General features: G+C 37.8%; 1 protein-coding gene. It reads left to right on the top strand.

The window, feature by feature from the left end; all coding sequences use genetic code 11:
* The coding region (psaA, locus tag WKI42_RS10490; protein ID WP_368081891.1) for a metal ABC transporter substrate-binding lipoprotein/adhesin PsaA at nt 1–864 on the top strand (864 nt) is incomplete at both ends.

Here is an 864-nt window from a genome sequence, read left to right as displayed (position 1 = left end):
CGGAAAAAAAGATGCAGCTTCTGGTCAAAAACTAAAAGTTGTTGCTACAAACTCAATCATCGCTGATATTACTAAAAATATTGCTGGTGACAAGATTGATCTTCATAGTATCGTTCCGATTGGGCAAGACCCACACGAATACGAACCACTTCCTGAAGATGTTAAGAAAACTTCTGAGGCAGACCTCATTTTCTATAACGGTATCAACCTTGAAACAGGTGGCAATGCCTGGTTTACCAAATTGGTAGAAAATGCCAAGAAAACTGAAAACAAAGACTACTTTGCAGTCAGCGAAGGGGTTGAAGTCATCTACCTTGAAGGAAAAAATGAAAAAGGTAAAGAAGACCCACACGCTTGGCTCAACCTTGAAAATGGAATTATCTTTGCTAAAAATATCGCAAAACAATTGAGCGCCAAAGACCCTAACAACAAAGAATTCTATGAAAAAAATCTCAAAGAATATACTGATAAGTTAGACAAACTTGATAAAGAAAGTAAGGATAAATTTAATAACATCCCTGCTGAAAAGAAACTCATTGTAACCAGCGAAGGAGCATTCAAATACTTCTCTAAAGCCTATGGTGTCCCAAGTGCTTACATCTGGGAAATCAATACTGAAGAAGAAGGAACACCTGAACAAATCAAGACCTTGGTTGAAAAACTTCGCCAAACAAAAGTTCCTTCACTCTTTGTAGAATCAAGTGTGGATGACCGTCCAATGAAGACTGTTTCACAAGACACAAACATCCCAATCTACGCACAAATCTTTACTGACTCTATCGCAGAAGAAGGTAAAGAAGGCGACAGCTACTACAGCATGATGAAATACAACCTTGATAAGATTGCTGAAGGATTGGCAAAATA

Source organism: Streptococcus pseudopneumoniae, assembly GCF_038148935.1.
Taxonomy (GTDB): domain Bacteria; phylum Bacillota; class Bacilli; order Lactobacillales; family Streptococcaceae; genus Streptococcus; species Streptococcus pseudopneumoniae_U.
This window is presented reverse-complemented; position numbering and strand designations above follow the sequence as displayed.